General features: G+C 27.5%; 8 protein-coding genes. 1 reads left to right on the top strand and 7 read right to left on the bottom strand.

Features of this window, described 5'->3' with window-relative positions; genetic code table 4:
* Positions 1 to 135: 135 nt before the first annotated feature.
* Entirely contained in the window at positions 136 to 1,503 is a 1,368-nt protein-coding gene (gene eno / locus EHU54_RS03480; RefSeq protein WP_400248963.1) for a phosphopyruvate hydratase, read from the bottom strand.
* Between the two features lie 182 nt (positions 1,504 to 1,685).
* On the opposite strand from eno, the gene trpS reads away from it, so the two are divergent.
* On the top strand, positions 1,686 to 2,708 hold the full coding sequence (trpS, locus tag EHU54_RS03475) for a tryptophan--tRNA ligase (protein WP_400248962.1): 1,023 nt from the start codon (positions 1,686 to 1,688) through the stop codon (positions 2,706 to 2,708).
* Positions 2,709 to 2,767: 59 nt separating this feature from the next.
* Here trpS and EHU54_RS03470 read toward each other — a convergent pair whose 3' ends face one another.
* The 6 genes from EHU54_RS03470 to EHU54_RS03445 form a co-directional block, all read right to left on the bottom strand.
* Positions 2,768 to 3,025 carry a hypothetical protein gene (locus EHU54_RS03470; protein ID WP_400248961.1) on the bottom strand — a complete coding sequence of 86 codons (258 nt, stop codon included), beginning with the start codon at positions 3,023 to 3,025 and terminating at the stop codon, positions 2,768 to 2,770.
* A 159-nt stretch (positions 3,026 to 3,184) separates the two neighbouring features.
* Positions 3,185 to 3,643, bottom strand: coding sequence for a lipoprotein (locus EHU54_RS03465; protein WP_400248960.1), 459 nt, complete (start codon positions 3,641 to 3,643; stop codon positions 3,185 to 3,187).
* Between the two features lie 51 nt (positions 3,644 to 3,694).
* On the bottom strand, positions 3,695 to 4,111 hold the full coding sequence (locus EHU54_RS03460; RefSeq protein WP_400248964.1) for an aldo/keto reductase: 417 nt from the start codon (positions 4,109 to 4,111) through the stop codon (positions 3,695 to 3,697).
* Positions 4,112 to 4,204: 93 nt separating this feature from the next.
* A complete protein-coding gene (locus EHU54_RS03455) occupies positions 4,205 to 4,516 on the bottom strand; it encodes an aldo/keto reductase (protein WP_400248959.1) in 312 nt (103 codons plus the stop codon).
* A 160-nt stretch (positions 4,517 to 4,676) separates the two neighbouring features.
* Complete coding sequence (locus EHU54_RS03450) at positions 4,677 to 5,840, bottom strand: DNA recombination protein RmuC (protein ID WP_400248958.1); 1,164 nt, start codon at positions 5,838 to 5,840, stop codon at positions 4,677 to 4,679.
* A gap of 111 nt (positions 5,841 to 5,951) precedes the next feature.
* Positions 5,952 to 7,091 (bottom strand): hypothetical protein, encoded by a 1,140-nt coding sequence (locus tag EHU54_RS03445; RefSeq protein WP_400248957.1) that lies wholly within the window; start codon positions 7,089 to 7,091, stop codon positions 5,952 to 5,954.
* Positions 7,092 to 7,306: the final 215 nt, after the last annotated feature.

The raw sequence follows: 7,306 nt of genomic DNA, 5'->3' as shown, positions 1-7,306 counted from the left end.
TACTACATATAGTATCAAAACGATGTTTCAACTATTTTTTAAAATTTCAAATATTTGGTATTGTTACATTCTTTTATCACCATAAATATTTATATAATCATAATAAAAAAAATAACCTTTTATAAGGTTATTTTTTTAAATCAGCAACATGTTTTTTAAATTATAAAATGTTTTAATTCCATCATATTCAGCTACTGTTCCTAACTCATCTTCAATTGCTAATAAACGATTATATTTTGCAATTCTATCACTTCGTGACATACTTCCTGTTTTAATTTGACCAGTATTTAAAGCGACTGCTAAATCAGCAATTGTTGAATCTTCTGTTTCGCCTGAACGATGTGAAACAACTGCTGTTCAACCTGCTTTTTGTGCTAATTGAATTGTATCAATTGTTTCAGTAACTGTTCCAATTTGGTTTAATTTAATTAAAACAGAATTTGCAGCGTTACGAGCAATCCCTTCTGCTGTAATTTTTGGATTTGTAACAAATAAGTCATCACCAACAATTTGAATTTTATGTCCCATTGTTTTTACTTGTAATTCAAAACCAGCTCAATCACCTTCTGCTAAACCATCTTCAATTGAAATAATTGGGTATTTATCAACTAATTTGTCTAAATATTTAATTAATTCTTCTGTTTTAATGGCATATTCTTTACCAGTAACTTTTTCAATTTTCTTAAAGTGATATTTTTTATCATCAAAATATAATTCTGATGAAGCACAATCCATTGCAATCATAACACCTTCTTTACCTGGTTTATATCCTGCTTTTTCAATTGCTTCAACAATTAAATCTAAGGCAACCTCAGCTGGTGTTTTTGTTTGAAATGAAGCTAAAGTTTGATCTTTATATGCTCAATTAAAATGCGGAGCAAAACCACCTTCATCACCAACAGCAGTAATATCACCTTTATCATGTAAGATTTTTTTTAAAGTATGGAAAATTTCTGATGATCATCTTAAAGCTTCTTTAAAAGTTTCAGCTCCAACTGGCATAATCATAAATTCTTGGAAATCAATTGCACTATCAGCATGTTCTCCTCCATTAATAATATTCAACATTGGAACAGGTAGTTTTTTCCCATTTACACCACCTAAATATTTGTATAATGGCATTTCTAATTCCGAAGCAGCTGCTTTTGCAACAGCCATTGATACTCCTAGCATTGCATTAGCACCTAAATTCTTTTTAAAATCAGTTCCATCTAAAGTAATCATGGCATGATCAATTTCAACTTGGTTTGTTACTTCCATTCCAACCAGTTGTTCGGCAATTTTTGTATTAACATTCCCAACTGCTTTTAAAACACCTTTCCCTTGGTAACGTCCTTTATCACCATCTCTTAATTCTAATGCTTCACGACTTCCAGTTGAAGCTCCTGATGGTACCATTGCTGAACCATATCCGCCAAATTCTGTTCAAACTTCAACTTGAACAGTTGGATTTCCTCGTGAATCAATTACTTCACGAGCATTAATTTTCTCAATTCTCGACATAATTTTTTACTCTCCTTCTAAGTGTATAATGTTATTATATTATTTGTTCAAAAAATAGTAAACAAAATCGGTTGAAAATCCAAGAAAAATACTACTTTTATTGTTTTTCTTTTGGAAAAACTAAAATATTTGCTATGATATTACTAAATATGTTATTAAATTTGGACAAGAAGGGAAAACATATGGAACAAAAAAAACCAACAATTGTTTCAGGCATTACTGCGACAGGACAATTAACTTTAGGAAATTATATTGGGGCGATAAAAAATTTTATTGAATTACAAAAAGATAATAATTTAATTATTTTTGTGGCAAACTTACATGCAATTACAATTCCAATTAGCAAAGAAGAATTACGAAATAACATTAAAAATATGGTTGCATTATATTATGCATGTGGTTTGGACCCACAAAAAGCAATTATTTTTGTTCAATCAGATGTCTTAGAAGTTACCTTATTAGCACATATTTTATTGTGCAATACAACTATTGGGGAATTATCACGAATGACACAATTTAAAGACAAATCAATAAAAATGAAAGCAGAAAATGGAACTGAATTTATTCCAACCGGATTATTAACTTACCCAACTTTAATGGCCGCGGATATTTTATTATATGATACTGATTTAGTTCCAGTTGGAAAAGACCAAAAACAACACATTGAATTAACACGAAATATTGCCGAACGAATGAATGATCGTTATCAACAAGATTTATTTAAAATTCCGACCGACTTTATTCCACCAATTGGTGGCAAAATTATGGATTTACAAAATCCAACTAAAAAAATGAGTAAGTCTTCCAATGATCCTAAATCTTTTATCTGGTTATTAGATGCACCTGAAGTAATTCGAAAAAAAATCCGTAGCGCCGTAACTGATTCAGAAGGAAAAATTGCTTATAATCCTGAGCAAAAACCAGGCGTAAGTAATCTTTTAACAATTTATGCTGTTTTAAAAAAAGTAACAATTGAAGCAGCTGTTAAGGAATTTGTTCAACACGATTATGGCCAATTAAAAGAACAAGTTGCCAATACAATTATTGAAGTTTTAGAACCAATTCAAAAAAAATACCACAAATTAATGCAAGATCAAACAATTGATGAATTAATTGATTTAGGAGCAACAAAAGCACGAGCAATTGCTAATAAAAAAATAACAAAAGTTAAAAATGTTGTTGGATTAAATTATAAAAAAAAGTAGCCTTTAAATAAAAAATAGACACATAAAGTATAAAATTTATGTGTCTATTTTTGTTATATTTAGTTTTGAATTTGGTATTTTAATTCATTTAATTCTCAGATATAATTACCATTTTGGTCAGTTACTTTAAAATTAAATTTTCCATTTTGATTAACTTTACTAGTATCTAACTGATCAAAATGAAAAGTAATTTTATTTTTTAAATAACAATATAATTCATCAATATTTTCAATTGTCTTAATATTACTAATTTTAAAATTATTTGAATCACTATAAACATTTGTTAGCCATAATTTAATAATTTCTGCTGTTGTCATATTTTGTTTAAAAATAAACCTTGGATGATTCTGAATATAATTAATTAAATATTCTTGTAAATTTTTATTAAGTTCATAACTTCAAAAAACATTTGAATTTAAATTAATTGTTAAATAATAAATCGTTGTTGGAAAATGGCTACCATCTAAAGTATATTCTTACATTGTTGTTTGTCCCGTCGTATAAGTATACTCCGTTGTATTACGAATTAACGGAAACAAAATAAAATCATGATATAATTGGTTAGCTGTTTGCAAATGGGTTGGCATACTTGCAATATATGTTTTAAATAAAACATTAGTTGTTGGTAACTCAAATGCTGGAACATTTGAAGGATTATTAAAATTATAATTAATAATTGGTCATAAAGTATGAGCTTCTCTTTCTTTTGAAAACATTGTGAAAATTGTATTATCATCTTGATGTTTTACTCAATATTCATCTTCATCATTAATGGGTTGTAACATAAAATGTGTTAAAAACTTGCCAACTGCTGGCTGCAATGTTGCATCTTGGGTTGGAATATAATAATGTTCTGGATAAATACAACTAATCGTTAAAATACTTGGAGTTGTAAACATTATCATCGTTCCAAAAAAACTAAGCAATTTTTTCATCGAATCATTCTTTTTGATAAACTATCTTTTAAATTATAACAAAAATAGTGATTAAAAATTAAAATTATTTGGATCAGCTCCTAATCTTACCTGTGGTAAAGCAAATAATGCTGCCATATCTTCATCATCTAACATAAAATCATCTAGTTCACTATTAGCAATAATACGTTCCTTATGGGTTGATTTTGGAATAACAACAATATTTTGTTGTATTGCTCATTTTAAACAAATTTGGACAGGACTTTTCTGGTGTTTTTCTGCAATTTTAAGAACAGTAGAATTTGTCATACACTGTCCTTGTATTAAAGTTGCTCATGATTCAATAATAATGTTGTTTGCTTGACAAAATTTAACAACATCAATATTATTTAAACCAGGATGAAGTTCAACTTGATTAACCATTGGTTTTATTTCACTAATTGCGATTAACTCTTGTAAATGGCTAACTTCAAAATTGCTGACTCCAATTGCACGAATTTTTTGCTTTATACGCTGTCTCTAAACGCACGAAAACATTCATTTCAATCGGCAGTGGGCCAATGAACTAAACATAAATCTAAATTAATCCGTATCTAACCGTGTTAGTATGTTATCTACTTCCTGTAATGCCACATCGTACTTATGATTAGCATTTCAAATCTTACTTGTTAAAAAGATTTCTTTTCGTGGAACACCACTATCTTTGATTGCTTTGCCAATTAATTCTTCATTTCCATAGATTTGAGCAGTGTCAATATGACGATAACCATTTTGTAATGCGGCAATAACAGCTTGATAAACTTTATGCTCATCAGTCATTTTATATGTACCTAACCCAATTAATGGGATTTCAACACCATTAAAAAGTTTTAATTTCATTGTTAGTATTTTCATTTTTATTCTTACTTTCCGTGTGTTGGCCTTTACATAATTATAACTTTAATTAAAATCAATAACAAGGAAAACAAAATTAAAGTTCTGTTAACAATTAATTTCAAAAATTATTAAAAAAATATCTTACTTCTAAGATATTTTTCTTTTATCGTCATTCATTTTAATCTGTTGGTTGTTCTAACTGTTGCTCATTTAAAATTTTTTGATATTGACTATGAATTTTATTATGTGTGGTATTTAATTGTTCAATATTAGTATTAAATTTTGCAAAATTTTTCGTAAACTCTTGTCAACGCTCAACTCAATGATCAAATTCGCCTTTTATTTTTAATAAATTAGTTTTAATAGCTTCAATATTTTGATTAAAAGCAACTTCACGCATATGTTTTTCTAAAACAAATAAAATTGCTGATAATGTTGTTGGTGAAGTAACTCACACCCGTTTTTTAAATGCAAAAGTAATAATATCATCTGGAAATTGGCCATAAATAAATGCAAATAAATCTTCGGAAGGAACAAACATAATTGCACTTGAAATTTCATTTTCAAGATTAATATACTTAGCAACTTCATTAATTCGATCTTTTAAATCTTGTTTAAAAAGATTTAAATATTTATTTTTAATTGCGGTATCACTTGTTTCTAAGTATTTATTATAATTTGTTAATGGAAATTTCGCATCAATAGCAATGTTTTCTTTTGCTCCACCAGTTTTAACTAATGCATCAACAACAGTTCCTGTCGGCAATTTATATTGGCGGTCTCATCCTTGATGACCTTCACCATACATATCACTTAAAACTTTTTCTAATAAATATTCACCTAAATTACCTCGTTTTTTATTATTTAAAAAAATATCATTTAAAGTTTTAACTTTTTCTTCAACTTCTTTTAATGTTGTAGTTGATTCTTTTAAAACTTTTAAATTTGATAAAACATCAGTAAATGATTTGGAAATAATGCCACCTTGATGGTTTAAATTATTTTTTAAGTCAGTATCTTGCTTTGACAAGTTATTTTGAAAATTACTTAATCCTTCATTTAAAATTGTTAAGTTTTGATTAAATTTAGTATCATTTTTAACTGAATTTGTTTGAAATTCACTAATTAAAGTTAATAATTCTCTTTTTTGTTCAGAAAGTTGATTTTGTAATCCTAATCCTTGTTTCTCTAATAATTCTTTTGATGCTTGAATATCTTTCTGTAATAATGCTGAATCATTATTTACAAGTGGTTTTTTATGTGTTTTTACTAAATAAATTATTAGAAAAATAACTAAAATAACTAAAATAATTCCTAATAAAATATATGAAATTGTTCTCATTGTATTCCCCCTAAATATTTTAATGTTTTATTGTATTCCGCAATAATTTTAATTATAGCCTGTTCAAATAAAAAAATAAACTCATAAGATTAATGAGTTTATTTCTTCTTTTTATTCAAATGTAACATTTAATTTATAAGCTGGAATTTTTGTCATTAAAGAAGCTAAAGTATCAGAAGCTGCTAAAATTTTTGAGCCTGGTTTAGCCTCAATAGTTGCTCCTTTACCATCCTCATTAAAAGTTACTCAAATTTCATTATATCAAATCTCCTGATATTGATCAGCAAATTGTTTTCCTAATAGCTTTGTAACAAGATCATAACGAAGTTCGTTTTCAGTTTCTTTTGTATAAATCTTATCTAATTTAACAGGGATTAATTTTTCTGTTGGTTTAACATTATCTTGCGTTAAAAACTTACGTGGTGTTGTCTTGACTGTAAAATTAGCAGTTAGTGTTGAATGATTAATAACATGCTCAACTTCCGTTGTAATTTTTAAAGTCCCTTCCCCGTTATCTTGATTAATTGATATTTCAATTCCACCATCTAAAGCTCCCATAATCGCTTTTAACATTGAATCTTTATATAAACTTGTGAAACGATTTCGGTCCCCAACAAACTCCATAATTGCTGCTGTCATATTCATTGTTTTACCCTCAGGGTCTTTTTTATAATCTTCTCAGACTGCATCAGCGAGATAAATATCACCAATATTTTTTAATGGAAATGCTTGCGAAAATGTAATTGGTTCATTAACGATTTCAACTGCTGAACCAGTAAAATTACCACCTGGTTTTGGCGTAATTACTCATTGACTAATTTCTTGATCAAGATTTATTTCAATATCAGAAAAAGTAAAATTTGTTCCATTTAAACTATTAACAACAGTTAACACTTCATCGACGGTTAATTTTGTACCAGAACCATTATCATATGGCAATGATGTAACAGTAATAATTTTACTAATATCATTTGTTGTTCATTTTAAATCAACTTTTTTTGTTAAAAATGGGCGATTTGGAACATCTGGCATAAAACGAATAATTGCTGTTTTCATTCCCGGCGCTAAATCAACATCTAAGTTATCAACATCATAACCTGCTTTTTTTAAATTTGCTTTAATATTACCAACAGTTGGTATTATTGTTGTATTAATTTCACCCCCAGTTTTAGGACTATGACATGCAATTGCTGTCCCAACAATTGGGCTTGATAGTGATACTGATGCTAAAATCATCATTAATTTTTTCATTATTTTATTCTCCTTTGTTTTTCAATAATTTTTGGCCGTATAAATTATTTTGGGGTCTTAAATTAATATCTTAGAAATTGTGGAATAATATACTACTTACTTATTTACATTGTATTACTTTTAATTTTATTGTCAATATATTTTTCTATTTTTTTAAATTTTTCCACAACAAAAATACATTTTTATTAAAGTTATTTAATTTCTTAGATAAAACT

Origin of the sequence: Spiroplasma sp. ald (genome assembly GCF_044714355.1) — a bacterium.
Taxonomy (GTDB): domain Bacteria; phylum Bacillota_I; class Bacilli_A; order Mycoplasmatales; family Mycoplasmataceae; genus Spiroplasma; species Spiroplasma phoeniceum.
The sequence above is the reverse complement of the archived record's forward strand: the minus strand, read 5'-3'. Positions and strand labels throughout refer to the sequence as shown.